Below are 21,821 nucleotides of genomic sequence, written 5' to 3' on the forward strand. Positions count from 1 at the left end.
ATTTTGGTTTGCTTGCGAGCCAAATGTCGGCCACACATAAAAAATATGATGTTAAATTGAGGAGGCTCAAGTTCAATGGCTAAGGCAAAATTTGAACGTAACAAACCGCACGTTAATATCGGTACTATTGGTCACGTCGATCACGGTAAAACGACTTTGACTGCAGCTATCACAACTGTACTTTCCAAAAAATACGGCGGTGCAGCAATCGCATTCGACCAAATCGATAAAGCTCCAGAAGAGCGCGAGCGTGGTATCACGATCTCGACAGCTCACGTTGAGTATGAGACGCCTGCTCGTCACTACGCACACGTTGACTGCCCAGGTCACGCCGACTATGTAAAAAACATGATCACTGGTGCTGCTCAAATGGACGGAGCTATTCTTGTAGTTTCCGCTACTGACGGTCCTATGCCACAAACTCGTGAGCACATCTTGCTTTCGAAACAAGTAGGCGTACCTTACATCGTTGTATTCTTGAACAAATGCGACATGGTTGAAGACGAAGAGCTTCTTGAGCTAGTTGAAATGGAAGTTCGTGACCTTCTTTCTGAGTATGAGTTCCCAGGCGACGACACTCCAATCATCCGTGGTGCAGCTCGTGAAGCACTTGCTAACCCAGATGGTCCTTGGGCTGAAAAAATCATCGAGCTTTTTGAGCAAGTGGATACTTATATCCCTACTCCTGAGCGCGATACTGCTAAGCCTTTCCTTATGCCTGTCGAGGACGTATTCACAATCACTGGCCGTGGTACTGTTGCTACAGGTCGTGTTGAGCGTGGCGTTATCAAAGTTGGCGACGAGATCGAAATTATCGGTCTTGCTGAAGAATCCCGTAAGTCCGTAGTAACAGGCGTTGAAATGTTCCGTAAATTGCTTGACTCCGCTCAAGCTGGTGACAACGTAGGTGCTTTGCTTCGTGGTGTAGACCGCAGCAACATCGAGCGTGGTCAAGTTTTGGCTAAACCGGGTTCGGTTAAACCACACACTAACTTCACTGCACAAATCTACGTTCTAACTAAAGAAGAGGGTGGCCGTCACAAGCCTTTCTTCACTGGTTACCGTCCACAGTTCTACTTCCGTACAACTGACGTAACGGGTATCATCAACTTGCCAGAAGGTACTGAAATGGTTATGCCTGGCGACAACATCACTGTAACGGTTGAGCTTATCGCTCCAATCGCTGTTGAAGAGGGAACTCGTTTCTCTATTCGTGAAGGCGGCCGTACTGTAGGCGCTGGCGCTGTAGCTTCTATCCAAAAATAATTCATTGCGGCTTAGCCGTTATGAATGACAAAAGCCCTCACTTCGGTGAGGGCTTTTTATTTTTCTGTGTAAAACGGTCAATAGGGCTTCTTACTTAATTTTACAAATAACTATTCATTGACTGCATGCCTTAAGCCCATTTAATATTAAGGAATAGTAGGTAGAGCTTGTCCTTCACTCATTAATTGAAGTCATTACGCACAGACATAGGCTTTAATGATAGAAAGCGATAATGCTTTGCTGTACATGTTTTTTTGCAAACGGCTTCATTACAAGAGAATTTATATGATGAGAGGGGTTTGAAGAATGAACAGAAAATTTTTACTTAGCTTGGTATTAGCTTCAGTTATGGTAGTAACAGCAGCATGTGGTGCAAACTCAGGTAAAGCAGGCACAGAGAACGAAGGAAATAAATCGGGTTCAGGCAACAGTGAGAAACAGTATACGATCGCGATCTCACAAATTGTTGAGCACCCATCATTGGATGCAACGCGCGAAGGCTTTATTGCAGCACTAAAAGACGGTGGATTTGAAGAAGGCAAAAACCTTAAAATCGACTTCAATAATGCGCAAGGTGAGCAAGCGAATATTGCTACAATTGCACAAAAGATTAAATCAAGTAAAAGTGACCTTGCATTAGGAATTGCAACTCCGACTGCACAAAGCTTGGCTGATGAAGTCAAGGACATCCCTGTATTATTCGCTGCAGTCACAGATCCGATTGATGCAGGAATCGTTACACAATTGAAAGCTCCAGGAGGAAATGTTACTGGTGCTTCTGATACGAATCCAGATGCCATTAAACAAACGATGGATTTTATCGCAGCTCAATTTCCTAATGTAAAAAATGTGGGCCTTGTTATTAATGAAGGAGAACCAAATGCGGTTGTAATGGGCGACATTGCTGAAAAGGCACTTGCTGAACATGGCATTAAGCTCGTTAAAGCTTCAGTAGCGAACTCTTCAGATGTTAAACAAGCGGCAGAATCTCTAGTTGGTCGTGTAGAAGCTATCTACATCACTTTGGATAATATGGTTGTAAGCGGCGTTGACGCTATTATTGAAGTGGCTAATAAAAATGATATTCCTTTCTTCTCTGCTGACCGTGATACGGTAGAAAAAGGTGCTTTCGCGGCAGTAGGCTTCAAATATTATGACCATGGTTATGAAGTTGGTCAAATGGCAGTTGAGATTTTGAAAAATGGTAAAAAACCAGCAGACATGGATGTTACAGTGCCACAGAAACTTGACTTCATTTTCAACTTGAAAGCAGCAGCTGAGCAAGGCATTACAGTTACTGACGAGATGAAAGCATTCGTTAAAGATCAAGCAAACAACATTATCGAGTAAATTAAAATTCATTTGCTAAAAATAACAGGCTCATAAGTTCAAAAGGGGTGACCGGGCTACTCGTTCACCCCCTTGTTATGAAAAAGGAGGTATGTCATATGCTCGTATCAATGCAGGGAGCTATAGAGAGTGGATTATTGTATGCGCTTATGGCACTTGGAGTATATATTACGTTTCGAATTCTTGATTTTCCGGATTTGACGGTAGATGGCAGCTTTACTACAGGTGCAGCTATCGGTACGGTTATGACGGTTAATGGAACAGCTCCATGGATTGCGGTATTATGTGCTTTTGCAGGTGGGGCTATAGCGGGTACATGTACAGGCTTACTCCATACAAAGGGTAAAATAAACGGATTATTGTCAGGCATTATTATGATGATAGCACTGTATTCAATCAATTTAAGAATTTTGGGAAAACCAAACGTATCCTTAAGGGGACAGGAAAATCTATTTAGTAATGTATCCACATTAGTTGTTATGATCATTTTTGTCGTTGTGGTTAAGTTGGTTCTCGATCTATTTTTCCGTACGGATCTCGGATTGAGTCTTCGCGCAACTGGGGATAACTCTCGAATGATTCGCAGCTTTGGCGCAAATACAGATGTTACGACGATTTTTGGCGTGGCTTTGTCGAATTCACTAGTTGCGACCTCAGGTGCATTAGTCGCACATTACAATAAATATGCGGATAATAGCATGGGTATTGGTATGATCGTTATTGGACTTGCATCCGTTATTATTGGTGAAGCGATATTCGGATCCCGCACAATCTTTAGAGCAACTTTGGCTGTAATACTTGGTTCGATTATTTATCGAATTATTTATGCATTTGCACTACGTGTTGAATGGTTGGATGCTTCTGATATGAAGCTTATTACAGCAGTAATCATCATTTTTGCATTGATCATACCTACGATAAGAAGAACATTGAAGCAAAAGAATATAGCCAAAAGACGAACGGCAGAAATGCTGGCATCCTTGGATAATATTCAGCCTGGAGGTGGACGCTAATGTTGGAGATCGCTAAAGTGTCCAAGCTGTTTAATCCTGGTACCGTTGATGAGAAGACAGCGCTCGTAGGTGCCAATCTTATTATGAAGCCAGGCGATTTTATTACGGTTATCGGTAGTAACGGAGCAGGCAAATCTACATTAATGAACATTATATCCGGCGTGATGAAGCCGGACGCGGGCGAAGTCCGAATTGACGGCAACAATATAAGTCATCTATCGGAATATGAGCGCAGCCGCTGGATTGGCCGAGTATTTCAGGATCCGATGGCAGGAACAGCGCCACGTATGTCCATTGAAGAAAATTTGGCGATAGCTTATGCTCGTGGAAAGTCACGTGGTTTTTCCTTTGGCGTAACACGCGCAAAACGTGCCATTTTTAAGAAAGAGCTGCAGCGCCTCGGTATAGGTCTCGAAAATCGACTTGGGGCAAAGGTGGGTTTATTGTCAGGTGGAGAACGCCAAGCGTTAAGCCTATTGATGGCTACCTTTACAAGACCACAAATCTTATTGCTTGATGAACATACGGCAGCGCTTGATCCTTCAAGAGCGGAGCTCATTACGACTTTAACGGAAAACCTAGTTCGCGAGATGAATTTGACTACGCTTATGGTTACTCATAATATGGAGCAGGCCATACGTCTAGGCAATCGACTTATTATGATGGACAAAGGCCGGATTATACTTGATGTACCAGAAGAACGCAAAAAGGATCTTACCGTACAACAACTGCTAGGTGAGTTTGAGTTGATAAGCGGAAAGAAACTTGCGGATGATCGTATCGTACTTGGTTAGGACGTTATAACTCTGAATATGAAGTGTTGGATGGAGAGTGTGCAGCTCTGTTAGAAAAGTCATAGCTGCCTGCACCTTCTAAACAAGTAGAATCAGAGCCTGCGGATACTTCACTTCAACCCTGTTATTATAGAAGGAAAACACGCAGCGACATGTGGTCGCTGCGTGTTTTTTATGTAAATGTGAAGGTTGGCGTTATTTGGTGGTGTATTTTCATCCGGATGATGTATATAATCATATAGCGCCCATTAAGTCCGTTATTATAATGATAGTGTTCTAAATACTTGTAATAAGGGACATAATGGGCGAATGTAGAGATGGCTTACAAGACATTATTGTTAATCTTTCTGCAGTTGTACGACGGTAAAAAGAAAGAAGAAACTTTATGTTGCATTTGCCTATTAGATTCGGTATAATATTGACTGTTGGTCTGACGTTGCGATGATGTGAGAGGTTGCCGACACACCCGGCCCCTTTGCCATGGGGCATGTGCAGGGTTTTCTCACGGAGTATGTCCGATAATAAATTGGGCGAAAGAAGGAGGGACTTATATGGCAAAGCAAAAGATTCGTATCCGCTTGAAAGCATACGATCACAGGATTCTTGATCAATCCGCAGAGAAAATCGTTGAAACTGCAAAACGTTCCGGTGCAGGCGTATCCGGGCCGATTCCGTTGCCAACGGAAAAGCAAATCATCACCATTCTCCGTGCGGTACACAAGTACAAGGATTCTAGGGAGCAATTCGAACAACGCACTCATAAGCGTTTGATCGACATTGTAAACCCAACGCCGCAAACGGTTGATGCGTTGATGCGCCTGGATTTACCATCCGGTGTAGATATCGAAATCAAACTGTAATATCAGCATATGCGATTATAGAAAGGAAATGAGGTGTCAACATGAAAGGTATCTTAGGAAAAAAACTTGGTATGACTCAAGTGTTTACTGCTGAAGGTAATGTCGTTCCTGTAACGGTTATCGAAGCTGGACCTTGCGTAGTACTTCAAAAGAAAGACCAAGAAAACGATGGCTACGAAGCAGTTCAATTCGGTTTCTCCGATAAGAAGGAGAGCAGATCGAACAAGCCAGAAGCTGGTCACGCTAAAAAAGCTAACACAACACCTAAGCGCTACGTTCGTGAAATTCGCGGAATTAATCTAGGTGATTATGAAGTTGGCCAAGAAGTTAAAGCTGACCTATTCACAGAAGGCGAATTCGTTGACGTAACAGGTATTTCAAAAGGTAAAGGCTTTGCCGGCGTTATCAAACGTTGGGGACAAAGCACGGGTCCTATGTCTCACGGTTCCCGTTACCACCGTGGACCAGGTTCGATGGGTTCTATCCAAGCGAACCGTGTACCGAAAGGCAAACGCCTTCCAGGACATATGGGTCACGAAACAATTACGATTCAAAAACTTGAAGTTATCCGTGTAGATGTAGAACGTAACGTTCTTCTAATAAAAGGTTCGATTCCGGGCCCGAAAAACGGATTCGTAAAAGTTAAGCAAACTGTTAAGAAATAATTGATCTTAAAGAAAGGAGGAACAGGAAATGCCAAAAGTAACAGTATATAACGTGAGTGGCGCGCAAGTGGGCGAACTTGAACTGGCTGAAACGGTTTTCGGAATTCAACCAAATGTTCACGTTTTGCACAGTGCTGTTGTTAATCAACAAGCATCTGAACGCTTCGGCAATCACAAAACTAAAGGACGCTCCGAAGTACGTGGTGGCGGTCGTAAACCTTGGAAACAAAAAGGTACTGGCCGTGCTCGTCAAGGTAGTATTCGCTCCCCGCAATGGGTTGGCGGCGGTGTGGTTTTCGGACCTACTCCACGCTCTTATGGCTTCAAACTTCCTAAGAAAGTTCGTCGTCTAGCGATTAAATCAGCATTGTCTTCGAAAGTGATTGCAAACGAGATTATCGTTTTGGATCAACTGACATTTGCAGCTCCTAAGACGAAAGAATTCGCAGCAATTCTAAGCAACCTTAAAGTTGGCCGCAAAGCTCTTGTAGTAACGGCTAATTATGAAGATAACGTAGCATTGTCTGCTCGTAACATCCCAGGTGTGAAGTTCGTTGCAGCTGACGGCATCAATGTTCTGGATGTTTTGGTGCATGACAACCTTATCATCACTAAAGAAGCAGTAGAGAAAGTACAGGAGGTGCTTGCGTAATGAAAAATCCACGCGATATTATCAAGCGCCCGGTTATCACGGAACGTACGAGCGATTACATGGTTGATAAAAAGTATGTTTTCGAAGTTGATCTTCGTTCAAACAAAACTGAAATCAAACTTGCGATTGAATCAATCTTTAAAGTAAAAGTAACCGGCGTTAACACAATGCGTGTTGCGGGTAAACCGAAACGTTATGGTAAACATAGCGGATACAGACCGGATTGGAAAAAAGCCATCGTTCAATTGAGCGCTGATAGCAAAGAACTTGAATTCTTTGAAACGTCTGTTTAGAAAAGGAGGAAATCAAAGTGCCTATTAAAAAGTACAAACCGACCTCTCCTGCACGTCGTAACATGTCGGTCTCGACTTTCGAAGAGATCACGACAAGTACACCGGAGAAATCGTTGCTTGCTCCACTTTTCAAAAAAGCTGGACGCAACAACCAAGGTAAAATTACGGTTCGTCACCATGGCGGCGGACACAAACGTAAATACCGTATCATCGACTTCAAACGTACTAAAGACGGTATCGTTGGTAACGTAGCTACGATCGAGTATGATCCAAACCGTTCTTCCAACATCGCTTTGATCCATTATGTTGATGGTGCAAAAGCATATATCATCGCTCCTAAAGGTTTGAAAGTTGGAGATCAAGTGGTATCTGGAGTAGGCTCTGATATTAAACCCGGCAATGCAATGCCGCTTGTTAATATCCCTGTCGGTACAGTTATCCACAACATCGAATTAAAACCAGGCAAAGGCGGACAACTTGTTCGTGCAGCTGGTACTAGTGCTCAACTTCTTGGTAAAGAAGAAAACTATGTATCCGTTCGTTTGTCTTCAGGTGAAGTTCGTCGTATCTTGAACACTTGCCGTGCAACAATTGGTTCTGTTGGTAACGAAGATCACGAACTCGTGAAAATCGGTAAAGCCGGCCGTAACCGTTGGTTAGGCAATCGTCCAACTGTACGTGGTGTTGTCATGAACCCTAACGATCACCCACACGGTGGTGGTGAAGGCCGTGCTCCAATCGGACGTAAATCTCCGTTGTCACCATGGGGTAAACCAACTCTTGGTTACAAAACACGTAAGAAGAAAAAAGCATCAAGCCAATACATTATTCGTCGTCGCACGAAATAATAGCTGCTTGATAAAAACCGCGTGATACGAAAGTATCGCTACCGCTTATTTGAAGGGAGGAACACAAATGGGTCGCAGTTTAAAGAAAGGTCCGTTTATTGACGGATACCTGCTTAAAAAAGTCGAGGTATTGAACGAAGCTGAGAAAAAGGTCGTTATCAAAACCTGGTCCCGCCGCTCGACCATTTTCCCACAATTCATAGGTCACACGTTTGCGGTATATGACGGACGCAAGCACGTGCCTGTATATGTAACGGAAGATATGGTTGGACACAAGCTTGGTGAATTTGCACCAACTCGTACGTATAAAGGCCATGCCGGTGAAGACAAAAAAACGGGCAGACGTTAATTTGCCCTTAAACATCTCTAACTGAACGAGAGGAGGTTCCTACATGCCAGAAGCTAAAGCGCACGCTAAATATATTCGTATTGCACCTCGTAAAGCACAGCTTGTTGCGGATTTGATTCGCGGTAAACAAGTTGGCGAAGCAATCGCGATTTTGCGTCACACGCCTAAGTCTGCATCCCCAATTTTGGAGAAGCTGTTGAACTCTGCGATTGCTAACGCTGAGCATAACTACCAGCTTGACGTGAACAAATTGGTTATCTCGCAAGCCTTTGTTAACCAAGGGCCAACGATGAAACGTTTCCGTCCACGTGCGATGGGTCGCGCAAGCCGGATCAATAAAAGAACCAGCCACATTACCTTGGTGGTATCTGAAAAATAAGGAGGGAATACGTGTGGGTCAAAAGGTAAATCCAATAGGCTTCCGGGTCGGTGTTATCCGTGATTGGGAGTCCAAATGGTTCGCTGGCAAAGATTTCGGCGATCTTCTTATGGAAGACGTTAAAATCCGTGAATATTTGAAAAACAAGCTGAAAGACGCAGCAGTTTCTCACATCGAGATCGAACGTGCAGCTAACCGCGTGAACGTTACGATTCAAACCGCAAAACCAGGTATGGTTATTGGTAAAGGCGGTTCAGAGGTAGAAAACCTACGTACTGAGCTTGGTAAAATTTCTAAAGGCAAAAAAGTTCACATCAACATTTCTGAAATCAAACATGCAGATCTTGACGCTATTCTTGTAGCTGAAAGCATTGCACAACAACTTGAGCGTCGTGTATCTTTCCGTCGCGCATTGAAGCAAGCAATTCAACGCTCCATGCGTTCAGGTGCTAAAGGGATCAAAACCGCAGTTAGCGGTCGTCTCGGTGGCGCGGAAATCGCACGTTCGGAAGGCTACAGCGAAGGAACAGTACCACTTCATACACTACGTGCAGATATCGATTATGGCACGGCTGAAGCGGCTACAACATACGGCCGTATCGGCGTTAAAGTATGGATCTATCGCGGCGAAGTCCTTCCGATTAAGAAGAAAGCTCCCCAGGAAGGAGGCAACTAATCATGTTGGTACCTAAACGTGTCAAACACCGCAAACAACAACGCGGTCATATGAAGGGTCGCGCTAAAGGCGGCACTACAGTAGCATTCGGTGAATTCGGTCTACAAGCTCTAGAACCATCATGGATCACAAACCGTCAGATTGAAGCGGCTCGTATCGCTATGACTCGCTACATCAAACGTGGCGGTAAAGTTTGGATCAAGATTTTCCCTGCAAAACCTATTACTCAAAAGCCTCTTGAAGTGCGTATGGGTAGTGGTAAAGGTAACGTTGAGAAATGGGTAGCCGTAGTTAAACCAGGTAAAATCCTGTTTGAACTTGCTGGTGTATCCGAAGAAACCGCTCGTGAAGCGATGCGTCTTGCGGCTCATAAATTGCCAATCAAGACTAAATTCGTGAAGCGTGAAGAAGTGGGTGGTGAAGCAAATGAAAGCTAGTGAATTTAGAAACCTAACCTCTGCTGAGCTTGAACAACAGGTCGCTGGTTTTAAAGAAGAGCTTTTCAATCTTCGTTTCCAACTGGCTACTGGCCAATTGGATAACCCGACTCGGATCCGTGATGTGCGTAAAGGAATCGCTCGTGCTAAAACGATTTTGCGTGAAAGAGAACTCGGAATTAGCAGCTAGTAAATCCCTTACATGAATGCATAATCATGGCTGAAGGAAGGAGGAAGAACATGAGCGAACGCAATGCCCGCAAAGTGTTAATTGGCAAAGTGGTAAGCGACAAGATGGATAAAACAATCGTAGTTGCTATTGAAACATATAAAAAACACGAATTGTACCATAAACGCATTAAAGTTACGAAAAAATTTAAAGCGCACGATGAAAATAACCAAGCGAAGATTGGCGACATCGTGAAAATCATGGAGACTCGTCCGCTATCGAAAGATAAGCGCTTCAGACTTGTGGAAGTTGTTGAAGTTGCTGTTATTATCTAATGAGCGTATGCAGTATCTGAGCATTTTTCCGAAAGGAGGACGTTGAAATGATTCAACCATTTTCGCGCTTAGCGGTTGCTGACAACTCTGGCGCAAAACAATTGATGTGTATCCGTGTACTTGGTGGAACGGGACGTCGCGTTGGACACATCGGCGATTTGATCGTTTGCTCAGTAAAACAAGCAACACCAGGCGGCGTTGTCAAAAAGGGTGACGTTGTTAAAGCGGTTATCGTTCGTACAAAACGTTCGGTTCGTCGTAAAGACGGTTCGTACATCGCATTTGACGAAAACGCAGCTGTTATCGTTAAAGAAGACAAAAGCCCACGTGGCACACGTATCTTTGGACCAGTTGCCCGTGAACTTCGCGATAGAGATTTCATGAAAATCGTATCGCTTGCTCCAGAAGTAATCTAACAACCTATATAAGCTTGAAAGCACAAGCGTGCAGGAGGTGTAACTCATGCCAAGGCTGAAAAAAGTACTCGAATCCCATAACAACAAATTGCACGTGAAAAAAGACGATACGGTTATCGTAATTACCGGTAAAGATAAAGGTAAGAAGGGCCGCGTTATCGCTGCATACCCGCGTGAAAATCGCGTTCTTGTAGAAGGTGTAAATACTGTTAAGAAACATACTCGTCCATCACAAGCTAACCCACAGGGCGGTATTATCGAACAAGAAGCACCAATTCACGTATCAAACGTTATGCATATCGATCCGAAGAGCGGTAAAGTAACACGTATCGGATACAAAGTGCTCGACAACGGCAAGAAAGTTCGGATCGCGAAACGTTCCGGAGAAGTAATCGACTAATCGTTACGGTAGGAAAGGAGGTCCATGATCAATGGCAGCAAGATTGAAAGGTCGTTTCTTAAACGAAATAACTCCTGCTCTTATGCAGAAGTTCAACTATACGTCTGTTATGCAAGTGCCGAAAATTGAGAAGGTAGTTATCAACATGGGGGTAGGCGAAGCGGTTTCCAATTCGAAAATCCTTGATGTAGCTGTTGAAGAACTACGTATCATTTCCGGTCAAAAACCAGTCGTTACTCGTGCGAAGAAGTCTATTGCAGGCTTTAAGCTTCGTGAGAACATGCCAATCGGGGTTAAAGTTACTTTGCGCGGTGAGCGTATGTACCATTTCCTTGATAAACTGTTCAACATTTCTCTTCCGCGTGTACGTGACTTCCGCGGTGTATCAAACAAAGCTTTTGATGGCCGCGGTAACTATACGCTTGGTTTGAAAGAGCAATTGATATTCCCAGAGATCGAGTACGACAAAGTCGATAAAGTGCGCGGTATGGACATCGTCATCGTCACGACGGCAAAAACGGACGAAGAATCTCGTGAACTGCTGACCCAAATGGGCATGCCGTTTACGAAGTAATCCACTTTTAGGAGGTGTAATACCCAGTGGCAAAAACTTCGATGAAAGTGAAGCAACAACGCACACCGAAATTTAAAGTGCGCGCGTATACGCGCTGTGAGCGTTGCGGCCGTCCGCATTCTGTTTTGCAAAAGTTTAAAGTTTGCCGGATTTGTTTCCGTGAGTTAGCACATAAGGGCCAGATTCCTGGCGTTAAAAAAGCAAGCTGGTAATCAGCCTAGTTTGGGAAGGAGGTTAACACAATGGTTATGTCTGATCCGGTTGCAGATATGTTGACGCGTATTCGTAACGCGAATGTCGTTCGTCACGAGACCGTGGAAATGCCCGCTTCGAAAATGAAGAAGCAAATCGCTGAGATTTTGAAGCGCGAGGGTTTTATCCGCGACGCTGAATATATCGAAGACAACAAACAAGGGATTATCCGTATTTTCTTGAAATACGGCCCTAACCAAGAACGCGTTATTACTGGCTTGAAACGTATTTCAAAACCAGGCCTTCGCGTTTATACACAATCAACTGAAATCCCTCGTGTACTCGGTGGACTTGGAATTGCAATTATTTCCACTTCCAAAGGGATTATGACTGATAAAGAAGCTCGCCAAGTTAAATCTGGCGGCGAAGTAGTTTGCTACGTTTGGTAAGTAACAAGTCACAAAGATAGGAGGTGTAACAATGTCCCGTATTGGTCGCAAACCAATCCAAGTGCCTAACGGCGTAACAATCAGCTTGGACAACACAGTTATTACTGTAAAAGGACCGAAAGGCTCACTTTCCCGTGAAATTCACAAAGATATGGTTGTGAATGTAACTGAAACTGAAATCCTAGTAGAACGTCCTTCCGATAATAAATTGCATCGCTCGTTGCACGGAACAACTCGCAGCATCATCGCTAACATGGTGAGCGGCGTTACTGAAGGCTTCTCCAAAAACTTGGAGCTAGTTGGCGTAGGTTACCGTGCAAGCAAAACTGGAGACAAAATCACACTTAACGTTGGTTACTCTCACCCAGTTGAGATCACTCCAGATAGCGGCATCGAGTTCGACGTTCCTGCGAACACTAAGATTACTGTTCGTGGTATCGATAAAGAACTAGTTGGCGCAACTGCAGCGAAAATTCGTTCCGTACGTGAACCAGAACCGTATAAAGGTAAAGGTATCAAGTATGAAGGCGAACGCATCATCCGTAAAGAAGGTAAAGCTGGTAAGAAAAAATAAGCAAACGGTTCGTTTGCTTAAGATAGCGTCTTAAGGCTGAAAGAAAGGAGTGAACTTTGTATGATTACGAAAGGCGACAAAAACAAGGCTCGTCTGAAAAGACACCTTCGTGTTCGTAAAAAAATTAACGGTACAGCTGCACGTCCGCGTCTATCTGTATTCCGTTCCTCCAAGCATATGTATGCTCAATTAATCGACGATGTTTCAGGAGTAACAATCGTTTCTGCATCCACACAGGATAAAGAATTGACTGAAGCAATTGGCAACGGTGGTAACATCGATGCAGCTAGCAAAGTCGGAGAATTGATTGCGAAACGCGCTCAAGCTAAGGGTGTAACCCAAGTAGTATTTGATCGCGGCGGTTACTTGTATCACGGCAGAATTCAGGCACTTGCTACAGCAGCTCGTGAAGCTGGCCTAGAATTCTAATCGACTTTATTTATAAGGAGGTTAAACGACTTGCGTGTAGATCCAAATACGTTAGAACTGACTGAAAAAGTTGTTAATATCAATCGCGTATCTAAAGTTGTAAAAGGCGGACGCCGTTTCAGCTTTAGTGCACTAGTAGTAGTCGGCGACGGTAAAGGCTACGTTGGCGCAGGGATCGGTAAAGCAGGCGAAGTACCTGATGCAATCCGCAAAGGTATTGAAGATGCTAAGAAAAACCTGATCCACGTACCAATCGTTGGCACGACTATTCCCCATCTTGTACTCGGACATTTCGGTGCAGGTGAAGTTCTTTTGAAGCCAGCTTCAGAAGGTACTGGCGTTATCGCTGGCGGCCCAGTTCGTGCAGTTCTTGAACTTGCTGGTGTCGGCGACATCTTGACGAAATCGCTAGGTTCTTCGAACTCCATGAATATGGTTAATGCAACGCTTGAAGGTCTTTCCCGTCTTAAACGCGTGGAAGAAGTTGCTAAGCTTCGTGGAAAAACAGTCGAAGAGCTGTTACGCTAAGGAGGGAAATAAGATGGCAAAATTGCAAATCACCCTCGTTCGCAGTTTAATCGGTCGCAACGAGAAACAACGTGCAACGGTTGAGTCTTTCGGTCTTAAGAAGATTCGTCAAGCAGTTGTTTTGAACGATAGCCCAGCTGTCCGCGGCATGGTTAACACTGTTAGTCACTTGGTAAAAGTTGAAGAAGTACAAGAATAGATAGCTGTTCTAAGAATTAAATAAGGAGGTGCACGAACGATGAAATTGCATGAGCTAGCACCAGCACCGGGCTCAACCCAAGCGCCAAAGCGCAAAGGTCGCGGTATCGGTTCCGGTAACGGTAAAACCGCCGGTAAAGGTCACAAAGGTCAAAACGCTCGTTCCGGCGGCGGCGTTCGTCCTGGTTTCGAGGGCGGACAAAATCCTTTGTATCGTCGAGTGCCGAAACGCGGATTTAACAACCCGTTCCGCAAAGAGTACGCAATTGTCAACATTGAAGAGCTAAATGCTTTTGCAGCAGGTACTGAAGTCACTCCAGAAGTTCTCATCGAGACTGGGATCGTTAAGAACCCGCTCGCAGGAATCAAAATTTTGGGTAATGGTGAAGTTAGCGTTACACTTACTGTTAAAGCAAACAAGTTCTCTCAATCTGCGGTAGAGAAAATCCAGGCTGCCGGCGGTAAAACCGAGGTGATCTAATTGTTCAAGACCGTGTCCAATATTTGGAAAGTGGCGGATCTTCGTACAAGGATCCTCTTCACCCTTTTCATCCTATTAATATACCGCATCGGTGCTTTTATTCCGGTACCTGATGTAAACAAAGATGTGTTTAAGCAAGTTAATACAGCCGGTTCGGAACTGTTCGGCTTGCTTAACACGTTTTCCGGCGGTGCTTTGTTCCAATTCTCTATCTTTGCAATCGGAATTACCCCATATATTACAGCGTCGATTATCGTACAGTTGTTGTCTATGGATGTTATCCCGAAATTTGCTGAGTGGGCAAAGGAAGGCGAGAACGGTAAACGTAAGCTCGCACAAATCACTCGTTATGGTACGATTGTTCTTGGTATGATCCAAGGTTTCGCAACAGCGATCGGCTTTAACCGTCAATACGGTTATGAAATGATCGTTGGCGCAACATTCGTTGATTACTTGCTTATCGCTATTATCTTGACAGCAGGTACTGCTTTCTTGATGTGGCTGGGTGAGCAAATTACGGAAAAAGGAATCGGAAATGGTATTTCCATTCTTATCTTTGCAGCAATCGCAGCTGGTATTCCTGGACACATTCGTACGATCGTCGAAGATCAGTTCGTAGGTGCTCAAGACCAACTGTTCCTGAACATTATCAAAATGGTACTGATTCTGATTGCGATTATCGCAATCATCGTCGGTGTTATATTCGTACAGCAAGGTATTCGTAAAATTCCTGTTCAATACGCAAAACGTGTTGTTGGACGGAAAATGTACGGCGGACAATCGACGCACATTCCGATGAAAGTGAACGGCGCAGGCGTTATTCCGGTCATTTTCGCGGTTTCACTCATCATGTTCCCGGTTACGATTGCTCAGTTTTGGTCCACTCAGGGTTGGGCAGACTGGATTATTAAGAATATGAGCTATGACCAGCCGCTTGGTATGGTATTGTACGTATTGTTAATCATCGGGTTTACCTTCTTCTACACTTTCGTTCAGATTAATCCGGTTCAAATGGCCGATCAAATGAAGAAAAATGGCGGATATATTCCAGGCATTCGTCCAGGAAAGCCAACTTCGTCTTACCTAACACGCGTTATGTCGCGTATTACGTTGACAGGTGCAATTTTCTTGGCGGTTATCTCAATCATTCCGGTATTCTTCGGGACACTTGCTGGATTACCTAAGTCAGTGCAGCTAGGTGGTACTTCATTACTAATCGTTATCGGTGTTGCACTTGATACGATGAAGCAAATCGAGAGCCAGTTGATCAAACGCCATTACAAAGGGTTTATCAATAAATAACAATAGGTTCTGACCGGGCTTCCGCGTTCGTCAACAGGCGCTCTGCGGCAGCCCGCCCGAGCCTATTGTGCTTAAAGCGAGGAACTCAGCAATGAACATTTTATTCATGGGCCCTCCGGGTGCCGGTAAAGGTACACAAGCTGAACGGATCGTAGAAGAGTTCGGTATTCCCCACATTTCCACTGGTGATGCATTCCGCCTCGCTATGAAACAAGGAACCGCACTTGGAATCAAAGCGAAAGAGTATGTCGATCAAGGCTTGCTCGTTCCCGATGAGATCACGAACGGCATTGTAAAGGAAAGACTTGAACAAGCCGATTGCAAAAATGGATTCTTGCTCGACGGGTTTCCTCGCACACTGCAGCAAGCAGAAGCACTTGATGTTATGCTTGCGGAGCTCGGACGCAGTATTGACCATGTTGTAAATTTAAAAGTTGATCGCAGCTTGCTGCTTGCTCGTTTGACGGGCAGACGCATATCGAAAACGACTGGTACGACTTATCATGTAATCTTTAATCCACCTAAGGTCGAAGGTATCTGCGACAAAGACGGCGGAGAATTGTATCAGCGTTCTGATGATACAGAGGAAAAGGTCGGAACTCGTTTGGATGAGTATACATCCAAAACCGCACCTCTACTCGATTACTACAGTGCTAAAGGTCTCCTTCGCGAAGTCGACGGCGAGAAGGACATTGATGTTGTAACATCAGACATCGTTTCCTGCTTGCGAGGTTCATTGTAATGATTATATGCAAATCCGAATCGGAGCTGCGTTATATGAGGGAAGCAGGACGCATTGTTGCGGAAACGCATCGATTGATGGCGCAGGCTGTGAAACCAGGCATCACTACTCGTGAGCTTGACCAAATCGCTGAAACGTACATTAAGAGTCAAAATGCGATTCCTTCCTTCAAAGGTTACAATGGTTTCCCTTCCAGCATTTGTGCTTCTGTGAATGATGAGCTGGTGCACGGCTTCCCTGGGTCACGCAAGTTGAACGAAGGCGATATAATTAGTATCGATATCGGTGCGCAATTTGAAGGCTATCACGGAGATTCAGCTTGGACCTATGCGGTAGGAGCTGTAACCCCTGAAGTTCAGAAGTTGCTCGATGTGACGGAAGCATCGCTTTATGCGGGGCTTGCGCTCGTCAAACCGGATATTAGGCTATATACAATTTCGCATGCTATTCAAAAGGTAATTGAAGATGCAGGATTCTCCGTAGTACGGGAATACGTAGGGCACGGAATCGGCGCGGACCTCCATGAGGAACCACAAATACCGAACTACGGCATACCAGATCGCGGACCTCGTCTGAAGACCGGAATGGTGCTTGCAATCGAACCAATGGTTAATATCGGTGAACGATATGTCCGGACGCTCGAAGACAATTGGACGGTTGTAACGGAAGACGGCTCATGGTGTGCTCATTTCGAGCATACAGTAGCTGTTACAGAGGACGGCTTTGAAATATTGACCATTTTGCCGCAGCAACCATAGTATGACGATGGAAGCTCGTCCCCAGATTGGTCAGTTCGTCAAAGTACTTCGCGGTAAAGATGAGGAAAGCTATGCTGTTATCCTAGCAATCGTTGATGAGCGATTCGTCATGATTGCCGATGGCCATAAGCGCCGATTCGATGGACCGAAGAAAAAGAACGTTCTGCATCTCGAGTTACAGCCTGCAATTAGTTCTGAGGTTTCAAGCAGTATGCAAGAGACCGGCAGGGTGACCAACGCAAAGTTACGTTATGCAATTCAGAAGTATTTAAATGCGAAAGGAGAATGACGGTTGGCTAAGGAAGACATCATTGAGGTCGAAGGTACGGTTATTGAACCGTTGCCGAATGCCACGTTCAAGGTGGAGCTGGAGAACGGTCATCAAATTCTCGCACATGTTTCCGGTAAGCTCAGAATGCACTTTATTCGCATCCTGACAGGAGACAAGGTGGTTATACAGTTATCGCCTTATGATTTATCAAAAGGGCGCATCACCTATCGTAAATAGGCTCAATTTGGGGCTTATTACGAAAGATTCGGGAGGTAATCACAATGAAGGTTAGACCTTCGGTAAAGCCGATCTGCGAAAAATGCAAAGTCATTCGTCGCAAAGGCAACGTTATGGTGATTTGTGAAAATCCGAAACACAAACAAAAACAAGGATAGAAGGAGGGGAATATAGCCTATGGCACGTATAGCTGGTGTAGACTTGCCGCGTGACAAACGCGTCGAAATCGCCCTGACATACATTTTCGGTATCGGCAAAACAACGTCGCAAAAACTTTTGAATACAGCTGAAGTTAGCTACGACACTCGTGTTCGTGACTTGACAGAAGACGAACTTGCTCGCCTTCGCGAAGCAATTGATAAATCTGTTAAAGTAGAAGGCGACTTGCGTCGTGAAATTTCACTTAACATTAAACGTCTGACTGAAATCGGATGCTACCGTGGACTTCGTCACCGTCGCGGCTTGCCTGTTCGCGGTCAACGTACTAAGACAAATGCACGTACGCGTAAAGGTCCTCGTCGGACTGTAGCTAACAAGAAGAAATAAGAAGGGAGGATAATGGACAATGGCTAAACCAAAAAAAGTCGTTCGTACAAAACGCCGCGACCGGAAGAATATTGAGACTGGCGTTGCGCACATTCGCTCGACATTCAACAATACGATCGTTACGATCACGGATCCTCACGGCAATGCAATTTCATGGGCAAGCTCTGGCAACATGGGCTTCAGAGGCTCACGTAAGAGCACGCCTTTCGCAGCGCAAATGGCTGCTGAAACAGCTGCTAAAGCTGCGATGGAGCATGGCATGAGAACTGTCGAAGTGATGGTAAAAGGACCAGGCGCTGGCCGCGAAGCTGCGATTCGTTCGCTTCAAGCTGCTGGATTGGAAGTTAACCTCATTAAAGACGTAACACCAGTTCCTCATAACGGATGCCGTCCTCCGAAACGTCGTCGCGTATAGTTGGATCTGATGTGGTATCAAATATCAACAACTTGTGAATAATGGTTGTGAAGGTTTGGCATACTACAAGGTTTGACTTAAAATAACGTAAGCTAACGGAGCGACGTTTGAAGGAGGGTACTATTAGTGATTGAGATCGAAAAGCCGAAAATCGAAACCGTAGAACTGAATGATGAAGGAACTTACGGACGTTTCGTCGTCGAGCCGCTTGAACGCGGATATGGCACGACGCTTGGGAATTCGCTTCGCCGAATTTTGTTGTCGTCGTTGCCGGGTGCAGCAGTAACTTCGGTTCAAATCGATGGAGTGCTTCACGAGTTCTCTACGGTTCCCGGAGTGATTGAGGATGTTACCGAAATCATTCTGAACCTGAAGGGCCTCTCGTTGAAAATCCACTCCGATGAAGAAAAGGTGTTGGAAATCGACGCGGATGGCGAAGGGAATATTACAGCGGGCGACATTCGAGCAGACAGCGATGTCGAGATTTTAAGCCCTGATCTTCACATCGCAACCTTGGCCTCCGGCGCGCGGCTCCATATGCGGGTATTTGCTAATCGGGGACGCGGTTACGTGCAAGCGGATCGCAACAAGAAAGACGAACAACCGATTGGTGTAATTCCTGTAGATTCGATTTACACGCCAATTACTCGTGTAAATTATAGCGTTGAAAATACGCGTGTTGGTCAAGTAACTAACTACGACAAGCTAACGCTTGAAGTATGGACTGACGGTAGTATTAGACCGGAAGAGGCTGTGAGCCTCGGCGCTAAAATTTTGACCGAGCATTTGGACTTGTTCGTTGGATTGACCGATGAAGCCAAAGACGCTGAAATAATGGTTGAGAAGGAAGAAGATAAGAAAGAGAAAGTTCTAGAGATGACGATCGAGGAACTTGATCTTTCCGTCCGTTCTTACAACTGCTTGAAACGCGCTGGAATCAACACGGTTCAAGAGCTAATTACGAAATCCGAAGAGGATATGATGAAGGTCCGTAACCTAGGCCGTAAATCCCTCGAGGAAGTTCAAGAGAAGCTTGAAGAGCTTGGTTTGGGCCTTCGCATGGAAGAGTAGTAACCAACTAGTGAAGACTTAAGAGCAAGGGAGGGGAAAACAAGATGGCATATCAAAAATTAGGACGTGACGCTAGTGCACGGAAAGCTTTGTTCCGTGACCTCGTTACTGACTTGTTCCTTTATGAGCGTATTCAAACGACTGAAGCTAAAGCGAAAGAAGTTCGTTCAATCGCTGAGAAGCTGATCACTAAAGCTAAGCAAGGTGATCTTCATGCTCGTCGTCAAGTAGCTGCTTATGTTCGTCGCGAAACTGTCGATGGTACACAAGACGCTATTCAAAAGCTATTCTCCGATCTAGCACCTCGCTATGCGGAGCGTGCAGGCGGCTACACGCGTATTCTAAAACTAGGACCCCGTCGCGGCGATGCTGCGCCTATGGTTTACCTAGAATTGGTTGACCGCGCGTAGGTTACCTAATAAATGAAATGTATAAGCTTGTCCACAGCGTTAAACCTTGTCCAAGCTTTATACGCGAGCGGTAAACGGCTTGTGCCTGCCAACGTGGGGGATGAGCTGCCAACGCAATAAAATATAAGTAAGTATTAGGGTCTCCCTATACTTCTTATATTTTAATGAAAAGGGTGGACCCTTGCGGCCACCTTTTTTTGTTTGAAAAGAATGATTTGTTATTCATGCCAGGGGCAATAGATGAGCTTGTGTGATACCTACAGGTGTCCATAAGGCTTAGCATCTTAGGTTCTCTTAGCAAGAGGGAATTTTGGACGTTTAGGTATCCCTATAGTTAAAGGGGGGGATAGGTTGAGGAATATATGCGTAAAGGTCAGTTATGACGGGGCAGGCTTCAACGGTTTTCAGACGCAGCCTTACGGCAGAACGGTTCAGGGTGAAATAGAGAAGGCCATAAAGAAGCTGACGGGCGAGACGACCATTATTATTGGCTCGGGTCGCACGGATGCGGGAGTGCATGCGCGGGGACAAATATTCAATTTCTATACGGAATCTACGATTCCGACAGAGAGATGGGCGATTGCGCTTAATACGCGGTTGCCGAAGGATATCGTCATTATTGAAGCATTCGATGTGCCAGAACATTTTCATGCAAGAAGATCCGCTAAGCGCAAAACGTATCGCTATACGATTGATACTGGTAAGTTTCCTGATGTATTTGGCCGACAATATCGCTTTCATCATCCGACGCCGCTTGATGTGGATGCGATGCGGGAAGGTCTCAGCTACCTAGTAGGTAAACATGACTTTACTTCCTTCACATCGATACATTCAACCAAGCCTCATCATATTCGTACGATCTATGAAGCAGATTTTGTTCAGGAAGGCCCAATCGTGCATATGTACGTGACAGGCAATGGTTTTCTGTACAATATGGTTCGAGTCATTATGGGAACTTTATTATGGGTTGGCGAAGGGAAGATGGCTTCATCGGAGATCAAAAACATCCTTGAGGGGCGAAATCGTTCGCTTGCTGGTCCTACGGCAATGCCGCATGGATTGATGTTGATGGATGTTGAATATTCCAGCGAAATACAGGGATAAATCACTATAAATTACTTGCACTTACTTATTCTTTATAGTAGAATATAACTTGTGCTTTCGAAGTGGCTAACCCACAGCCCCGACTGAGATTGTCACAAACTTGGCTATCAACAATGAACAAACAAATCAACGTTTACGTTGTTATAAAAACGATTAATGTATGAAATTAAGGAGGATCATCCATGCGTACCACTTATATGGCTAAATCAACTGAAGTTGATCGTAAATGGTTCGTCGTCGATGCGGAAGGCAAAACGCTAGGCCGCTTGGCGAGTGAAGTTGCTGCCCTGATCCGCGGCAAACACAAACCGACATTTACGCCACATGTTGATACAGGCGATTTCGTTGTTGTTATCAACGCTGAAAAAATCCATCTGACAGGTAAGAAAATGTCAGATAAAATTTACTACAGTCACTCCATGTACTCCGGCGGATTGAAATCCACTCCGGCTCAAGAGATGATTAAAAACAAGCCAGAACGCGTAATCGAACTGGCTGTACACGGCATGTTGCCTAAGAACCGTCTTGGTAACAAAATGAAGCTTAAACTTAAAGTATACGCAGGTGCTGAACATCCGCATCAAGCACAAAACCCTGAAGTTTACGAACTTCGCGGGTAATAAAGAGGAGGACAAGTT

37 protein-coding genes are annotated in these 21,821 nt (G+C 44.8%); all 37 read left to right on the top strand.

The annotated features are described in order from the left end of the window. Nucleotides 1–75: 75 nt before the first annotated feature. The 37 genes from tuf to rplM all read left to right on the top strand — a co-directional run bounded on the left by tuf (nucleotide 76) and on the right by rplM (nucleotide 21,803). Nucleotides 76–1,266 (top strand): elongation factor Tu, encoded by a 1,191-nt coding sequence (tuf, locus tag AC1DPK_RS28075; protein WP_076271433.1) that lies wholly within the window; start codon nucleotides 76–78, stop codon nucleotides 1,264–1,266. Between the two features lie 306 nt (nucleotides 1,267–1,572). Next, on the top strand, nucleotides 1,573–2,616 hold the full coding sequence (locus tag AC1DPK_RS28080) for an ABC transporter substrate-binding protein (RefSeq protein ID WP_076271432.1): 1,044 nt from the start codon (nucleotides 1,573–1,575) through the stop codon (nucleotides 2,614–2,616). Between the two features lie 98 nt (nucleotides 2,617–2,714). Further along, nucleotides 2,715–3,629, top strand: a complete 915-nt coding sequence (locus tag AC1DPK_RS28085) for an ABC transporter permease (protein ID WP_477512338.1) — start codon at nucleotides 2,715–2,717, stop codon at nucleotides 3,627–3,629. Further along, nucleotides 3,629–4,423 carry an ABC transporter ATP-binding protein gene (locus AC1DPK_RS28090; protein ID WP_076271430.1) on the top strand — a complete coding sequence of 265 codons (795 nt, stop codon included), beginning with the start codon at nucleotides 3,629–3,631 and terminating at the stop codon, nucleotides 4,421–4,423. Before AC1DPK_RS28085 ends, AC1DPK_RS28090 begins: the two co-directional genes overlap by 1 nt. Before the next feature lie 551 nt (nucleotides 4,424–4,974). Further along, entirely contained in the window at nucleotides 4,975–5,283 is a 309-nt protein-coding gene (gene rpsJ / locus AC1DPK_RS28095; RefSeq protein ID WP_017692074.1) for a 30S ribosomal protein S10, read from the top strand. 41 nt (nucleotides 5,284–5,324) lie between these two features. Then, nucleotides 5,325–5,948 (top strand): 50S ribosomal protein L3, encoded by a 624-nt coding sequence (gene rplC / locus AC1DPK_RS28100; RefSeq protein WP_076271429.1) that lies wholly within the window; start codon nucleotides 5,325–5,327, stop codon nucleotides 5,946–5,948. A 28-nt stretch (nucleotides 5,949–5,976) separates the two neighbouring features. Continuing rightward, nucleotides 5,977–6,600, top strand: a complete 624-nt coding sequence (gene rplD / locus AC1DPK_RS28105) for a 50S ribosomal protein L4 (protein ID WP_053373899.1) — start codon at nucleotides 5,977–5,979, stop codon at nucleotides 6,598–6,600. Continuing rightward, nucleotides 6,600–6,893, top strand: a complete 294-nt coding sequence (gene rplW, locus AC1DPK_RS28110) for a 50S ribosomal protein L23 (RefSeq protein WP_054025324.1) — start codon at nucleotides 6,600–6,602, stop codon at nucleotides 6,891–6,893. The genes rplD and rplW overlap by 1 nt, the downstream gene beginning before the upstream one ends. Nucleotides 6,894–6,910: 17 nt before the next feature. After that, on the top strand, nucleotides 6,911–7,741 hold the full coding sequence (gene rplB, locus AC1DPK_RS28115; protein WP_076271428.1) for a 50S ribosomal protein L2: 831 nt from the start codon (nucleotides 6,911–6,913) through the stop codon (nucleotides 7,739–7,741). A 67-nt stretch (nucleotides 7,742–7,808) separates the two neighbouring features. After that, complete coding sequence (rpsS, locus tag AC1DPK_RS28120; RefSeq protein WP_053373902.1) at nucleotides 7,809–8,090, top strand: 30S ribosomal protein S19; 282 nt, start codon at nucleotides 7,809–7,811, stop codon at nucleotides 8,088–8,090. Nucleotides 8,091–8,133: 43 nt separating this feature from the next. Beyond that, nucleotides 8,134–8,469: a 50S ribosomal protein L22 gene (gene rplV / locus AC1DPK_RS28125; protein WP_076271427.1), complete on the top strand. Its 336-nt coding sequence runs from the start codon at nucleotides 8,134–8,136 to the stop codon at nucleotides 8,467–8,469. 13 nt (nucleotides 8,470–8,482) lie between these two features. Next, nucleotides 8,483–9,145 (top strand): 30S ribosomal protein S3, encoded by a 663-nt coding sequence (gene rpsC / locus AC1DPK_RS28130; protein WP_054025321.1) that lies wholly within the window; start codon nucleotides 8,483–8,485, stop codon nucleotides 9,143–9,145. Nucleotides 9,146–9,147: 2 nt separating this feature from the next. Further along, nucleotides 9,148–9,582, top strand: coding sequence for a 50S ribosomal protein L16 (gene rplP, locus AC1DPK_RS28135; RefSeq protein WP_028609647.1), 435 nt, complete (start codon nucleotides 9,148–9,150; stop codon nucleotides 9,580–9,582). Beyond that, complete coding sequence (gene rpmC, locus AC1DPK_RS28140) at nucleotides 9,572–9,772, top strand: 50S ribosomal protein L29 (RefSeq protein WP_053373905.1); 201 nt, start codon at nucleotides 9,572–9,574, stop codon at nucleotides 9,770–9,772. The genes rplP and rpmC overlap by 11 nt, the downstream gene beginning before the upstream one ends. Before the next feature lie 50 nt (nucleotides 9,773–9,822). Further along, a complete protein-coding gene (gene rpsQ, locus AC1DPK_RS28145) occupies nucleotides 9,823–10,086 on the top strand; it encodes a 30S ribosomal protein S17 (RefSeq protein ID WP_076271426.1) in 264 nt (87 codons plus the stop codon). A 47-nt stretch (nucleotides 10,087–10,133) separates the two neighbouring features. Further along, entirely contained in the window at nucleotides 10,134–10,502 is a 369-nt protein-coding gene (rplN, locus tag AC1DPK_RS28150) for a 50S ribosomal protein L14 (RefSeq protein ID WP_076271425.1), read from the top strand. 46 nt (nucleotides 10,503–10,548) lie between these two features. Then, entirely contained in the window at nucleotides 10,549–10,902 is a 354-nt protein-coding gene (gene rplX, locus AC1DPK_RS28155) for a 50S ribosomal protein L24 (RefSeq protein WP_076271424.1), read from the top strand. A 31-nt stretch (nucleotides 10,903–10,933) separates the two neighbouring features. Beyond that, complete coding sequence (gene rplE, locus AC1DPK_RS28160) at nucleotides 10,934–11,476, top strand: 50S ribosomal protein L5 (RefSeq protein ID WP_053373908.1); 543 nt, start codon at nucleotides 10,934–10,936, stop codon at nucleotides 11,474–11,476. A gap of 26 nt (nucleotides 11,477–11,502) precedes the next feature. Further along, nucleotides 11,503–11,688, top strand: a complete 186-nt coding sequence (locus AC1DPK_RS28165) for a type Z 30S ribosomal protein S14 (RefSeq protein ID WP_054025317.1) — start codon at nucleotides 11,503–11,505, stop codon at nucleotides 11,686–11,688. 30 nt (nucleotides 11,689–11,718) lie between these two features. Next, the gene (gene rpsH, locus AC1DPK_RS28170) at nucleotides 11,719–12,117 is read left to right on the top strand and encodes a 30S ribosomal protein S8 (RefSeq protein ID WP_053373909.1); all 399 of its coding nucleotides are present in this window, start codon (nucleotides 11,719–11,721) and stop codon (nucleotides 12,115–12,117) included. A 31-nt stretch (nucleotides 12,118–12,148) separates the two neighbouring features. Next, nucleotides 12,149–12,691, top strand: coding sequence for a 50S ribosomal protein L6 (rplF, locus tag AC1DPK_RS28175; protein WP_076271423.1), 543 nt, complete (start codon nucleotides 12,149–12,151; stop codon nucleotides 12,689–12,691). Nucleotides 12,692–12,751: 60 nt separating this feature from the next. Then, a complete protein-coding gene (gene rplR / locus AC1DPK_RS28180; protein WP_054025315.1) occupies nucleotides 12,752–13,120 on the top strand; it encodes a 50S ribosomal protein L18 in 369 nt (122 codons plus the stop codon). A gap of 30 nt (nucleotides 13,121–13,150) precedes the next feature. After that, entirely contained in the window at nucleotides 13,151–13,648 is a 498-nt protein-coding gene (gene rpsE, locus AC1DPK_RS28185) for a 30S ribosomal protein S5 (RefSeq protein WP_054025314.1), read from the top strand. Between the two features lie 13 nt (nucleotides 13,649–13,661). Continuing rightward, nucleotides 13,662–13,847, top strand: a complete 186-nt coding sequence (gene rpmD, locus AC1DPK_RS28190) for a 50S ribosomal protein L30 (protein ID WP_076271422.1) — start codon at nucleotides 13,662–13,664, stop codon at nucleotides 13,845–13,847. Nucleotides 13,848–13,886: 39 nt separating this feature from the next. Next, the gene (gene rplO, locus AC1DPK_RS28195; RefSeq protein ID WP_053373914.1) at nucleotides 13,887–14,327 is read left to right on the top strand and encodes a 50S ribosomal protein L15; all 441 of its coding nucleotides are present in this window, start codon (nucleotides 13,887–13,889) and stop codon (nucleotides 14,325–14,327) included. Then, a complete protein-coding gene (gene secY / locus AC1DPK_RS28200) occupies nucleotides 14,328–15,629 on the top strand; it encodes a preprotein translocase subunit SecY (protein WP_076271421.1) in 1,302 nt (433 codons plus the stop codon). Nucleotides 15,630–15,720: 91 nt separating this feature from the next. Then, entirely contained in the window at nucleotides 15,721–16,371 is a 651-nt protein-coding gene (locus AC1DPK_RS28205) for an adenylate kinase (protein WP_076271420.1), read from the top strand. Then, nucleotides 16,371–17,129: a type I methionyl aminopeptidase gene (map, locus tag AC1DPK_RS28210; protein WP_339205286.1), complete on the top strand. Its 759-nt coding sequence runs from the start codon at nucleotides 16,371–16,373 to the stop codon at nucleotides 17,127–17,129. The genes AC1DPK_RS28205 and map overlap by 1 nt, the downstream gene beginning before the upstream one ends. A gap of 7 nt (nucleotides 17,130–17,136) precedes the next feature. Continuing rightward, nucleotides 17,137–17,418 (top strand): KOW domain-containing RNA-binding protein, encoded by a 282-nt coding sequence (locus tag AC1DPK_RS28215; protein WP_144376900.1) that lies wholly within the window; start codon nucleotides 17,137–17,139, stop codon nucleotides 17,416–17,418. Nucleotides 17,419–17,421: 3 nt separating this feature from the next. Beyond that, entirely contained in the window at nucleotides 17,422–17,637 is a 216-nt protein-coding gene (gene infA / locus AC1DPK_RS28220) for a translation initiation factor IF-1 (protein ID WP_053373919.1), read from the top strand. Nucleotides 17,638–17,681: 44 nt separating this feature from the next. Further along, nucleotides 17,682–17,795 (top strand): 50S ribosomal protein L36, encoded by a 114-nt coding sequence (rpmJ, locus tag AC1DPK_RS28225; RefSeq protein WP_003333770.1) that lies wholly within the window; start codon nucleotides 17,682–17,684, stop codon nucleotides 17,793–17,795. A gap of 19 nt (nucleotides 17,796–17,814) precedes the next feature. Next, nucleotides 17,815–18,183, top strand: a complete 369-nt coding sequence (gene rpsM / locus AC1DPK_RS28230) for a 30S ribosomal protein S13 (RefSeq protein ID WP_054025308.1) — start codon at nucleotides 17,815–17,817, stop codon at nucleotides 18,181–18,183. A 19-nt stretch (nucleotides 18,184–18,202) separates the two neighbouring features. Then, nucleotides 18,203–18,598: a 30S ribosomal protein S11 gene (gene rpsK, locus AC1DPK_RS28235; RefSeq protein ID WP_054025307.1), complete on the top strand. Its 396-nt coding sequence runs from the start codon at nucleotides 18,203–18,205 to the stop codon at nucleotides 18,596–18,598. Nucleotides 18,599–18,724: 126 nt separating this feature from the next. Further along, the gene (locus AC1DPK_RS28240; protein ID WP_053373922.1) at nucleotides 18,725–19,669 is read left to right on the top strand and encodes a DNA-directed RNA polymerase subunit alpha; all 945 of its coding nucleotides are present in this window, start codon (nucleotides 18,725–18,727) and stop codon (nucleotides 19,667–19,669) included. A 44-nt stretch (nucleotides 19,670–19,713) separates the two neighbouring features. Further along, complete coding sequence (rplQ, locus tag AC1DPK_RS28245; protein WP_076271417.1) at nucleotides 19,714–20,079, top strand: 50S ribosomal protein L17; 366 nt, start codon at nucleotides 19,714–19,716, stop codon at nucleotides 20,077–20,079. Between the two features lie 351 nt (nucleotides 20,080–20,430). Next, nucleotides 20,431–21,183, top strand: a complete 753-nt coding sequence (truA, locus tag AC1DPK_RS28250; RefSeq protein ID WP_054025305.1) for a tRNA pseudouridine(38-40) synthase TruA — start codon at nucleotides 20,431–20,433, stop codon at nucleotides 21,181–21,183. Between the two features lie 182 nt (nucleotides 21,184–21,365). Beyond that, nucleotides 21,366–21,803, top strand: a complete 438-nt coding sequence (gene rplM, locus AC1DPK_RS28255) for a 50S ribosomal protein L13 (RefSeq protein ID WP_054025304.1) — start codon at nucleotides 21,366–21,368, stop codon at nucleotides 21,801–21,803. Nucleotides 21,804–21,821 lie beyond the last annotated feature (18 nt).

Source organism: Paenibacillus sp. 01T424, from assembly GCF_056398745.1.

What these genes read in the sequence shown, in the direction of transcription:
- rpsM (WP_054025308.1), top strand. Translation starts at nt 17,815, where the DNA reads ATGGCACGTATAGCTGGTGTAGACTTGCCGCGTGACAAACGCGTCGAA.
- rplO (WP_053373914.1), top strand. Translation starts at nt 13,887, where the DNA reads ATGAAATTGCATGAGCTAGCACCAGCACCGGGCTCAACCCAAGCGCCA.
- rplX (WP_076271424.1), top strand. Translation starts at nt 10,549, where the DNA reads ATGCCAAGGCTGAAAAAAGTACTCGAATCCCATAACAACAAATTGCAC.
- rpsJ (WP_017692074.1), top strand. Translation starts at nt 4,975, where the DNA reads ATGGCAAAGCAAAAGATTCGTATCCGCTTGAAAGCATACGATCACAGG.
- rplF (WP_076271423.1), top strand. Translation starts at nt 12,149, where the DNA reads ATGTCCCGTATTGGTCGCAAACCAATCCAAGTGCCTAACGGCGTAACA.
- rplR (WP_054025315.1), top strand. Translation starts at nt 12,752, where the DNA reads ATGATTACGAAAGGCGACAAAAACAAGGCTCGTCTGAAAAGACACCTT.
- rplC (WP_076271429.1), top strand. Translation starts at nt 5,325, where the DNA reads ATGAAAGGTATCTTAGGAAAAAAACTTGGTATGACTCAAGTGTTTACT.
- rpsH (WP_053373909.1), top strand. Translation starts at nt 11,719, where the DNA reads ATGGTTATGTCTGATCCGGTTGCAGATATGTTGACGCGTATTCGTAAC.
- rplM (WP_054025304.1), top strand. Translation starts at nt 21,366, where the DNA reads ATGCGTACCACTTATATGGCTAAATCAACTGAAGTTGATCGTAAATGG.
- rpmJ (WP_003333770.1), top strand. Translation starts at nt 17,682, where the DNA reads ATGAAGGTTAGACCTTCGGTAAAGCCGATCTGCGAAAAATGCAAAGTC.
- rplW (WP_054025324.1), top strand. Translation starts at nt 6,600, where the DNA reads ATGAAAAATCCACGCGATATTATCAAGCGCCCGGTTATCACGGAACGT.
- rpsK (WP_054025307.1), top strand. Translation starts at nt 18,203, where the DNA reads ATGGCTAAACCAAAAAAAGTCGTTCGTACAAAACGCCGCGACCGGAAG.
- rplP (WP_028609647.1), top strand. Translation starts at nt 9,148, where the DNA reads ATGTTGGTACCTAAACGTGTCAAACACCGCAAACAACAACGCGGTCAT.
- AC1DPK_RS28215 (WP_144376900.1), top strand. Translation starts at nt 17,137, where the DNA reads ATGGAAGCTCGTCCCCAGATTGGTCAGTTCGTCAAAGTACTTCGCGGT.
- AC1DPK_RS28205 (WP_076271420.1), top strand. Translation starts at nt 15,721, where the DNA reads ATGAACATTTTATTCATGGGCCCTCCGGGTGCCGGTAAAGGTACACAA.
- rpmC (WP_053373905.1), top strand. Translation starts at nt 9,572, where the DNA reads ATGAAAGCTAGTGAATTTAGAAACCTAACCTCTGCTGAGCTTGAACAA.
- AC1DPK_RS28085 (WP_477512338.1), top strand. Translation starts at nt 2,715, where the DNA reads ATGCTCGTATCAATGCAGGGAGCTATAGAGAGTGGATTATTGTATGCG.
- AC1DPK_RS28080 (WP_076271432.1), top strand. Translation starts at nt 1,573, where the DNA reads ATGAACAGAAAATTTTTACTTAGCTTGGTATTAGCTTCAGTTATGGTA.
- tuf (WP_076271433.1), top strand. Translation starts at nt 76, where the DNA reads ATGGCTAAGGCAAAATTTGAACGTAACAAACCGCACGTTAATATCGGT.
- rpsQ (WP_076271426.1), top strand. Translation starts at nt 9,823, where the DNA reads ATGAGCGAACGCAATGCCCGCAAAGTGTTAATTGGCAAAGTGGTAAGC.
- AC1DPK_RS28090 (WP_076271430.1), top strand. Translation starts at nt 3,629, where the DNA reads ATGTTGGAGATCGCTAAAGTGTCCAAGCTGTTTAATCCTGGTACCGTT.
- rplQ (WP_076271417.1), top strand. Translation starts at nt 19,714, where the DNA reads ATGGCATATCAAAAATTAGGACGTGACGCTAGTGCACGGAAAGCTTTG.
- rplD (WP_053373899.1), top strand. Translation starts at nt 5,977, where the DNA reads ATGCCAAAAGTAACAGTATATAACGTGAGTGGCGCGCAAGTGGGCGAA.
- rplN (WP_076271425.1), top strand. Translation starts at nt 10,134, where the DNA reads ATGATTCAACCATTTTCGCGCTTAGCGGTTGCTGACAACTCTGGCGCA.
- rplE (WP_053373908.1), top strand. Translation starts at nt 10,934, where the DNA reads ATGGCAGCAAGATTGAAAGGTCGTTTCTTAAACGAAATAACTCCTGCT.
- rplV (WP_076271427.1), top strand. Translation starts at nt 8,134, where the DNA reads ATGCCAGAAGCTAAAGCGCACGCTAAATATATTCGTATTGCACCTCGT.
- rpsS (WP_053373902.1), top strand. Translation starts at nt 7,809, where the DNA reads ATGGGTCGCAGTTTAAAGAAAGGTCCGTTTATTGACGGATACCTGCTT.
- map (WP_339205286.1), top strand. Translation starts at nt 16,371, where the DNA reads ATGATTATATGCAAATCCGAATCGGAGCTGCGTTATATGAGGGAAGCA.
- rpmD (WP_076271422.1), top strand. Translation starts at nt 13,662, where the DNA reads ATGGCAAAATTGCAAATCACCCTCGTTCGCAGTTTAATCGGTCGCAAC.